Source organism: Acinetobacter sp. Colony158, assembly GCF_019264745.1.
GTDB lineage: Bacteria > Pseudomonadota > Gammaproteobacteria > Pseudomonadales > Moraxellaceae > Acinetobacter > Acinetobacter ursingii.
Genome location: NZ_CP078523.1, coordinates 933,721 through 933,929, shown reverse-complemented (window position 1 = coordinate 933,929; position 209 = coordinate 933,721). Strand labels below are relative to the sequence as shown.

General features: G+C 38.8%; 1 pseudogene. It reads left to right on the top strand.

Annotated elements, in window-relative coordinates:
- Positions 1-209, top strand: a pseudogene (locus JR005_RS03690) (hypothetical protein); the annotation flags it as partial.

Below are 209 nucleotides of genomic sequence, written 5' to 3'. Positions count from 1 at the left end.
GCTTATGCTGGTATCAGTTATCAAAGAGCTAATCACATCAAAGCATTTTTAACGGATTGTTTTGCATTACAGCAGCAGTACCCATTGCTCATTCCTGCGTTTAGTACATATAAACCGATTGAGAATTTAGCAAGACTTGCTGCACAAATACGCTTGCGATCAGGTAAAGTCGGCCCGCAAACAAAACTTATTCCTTCACGTATTTATAT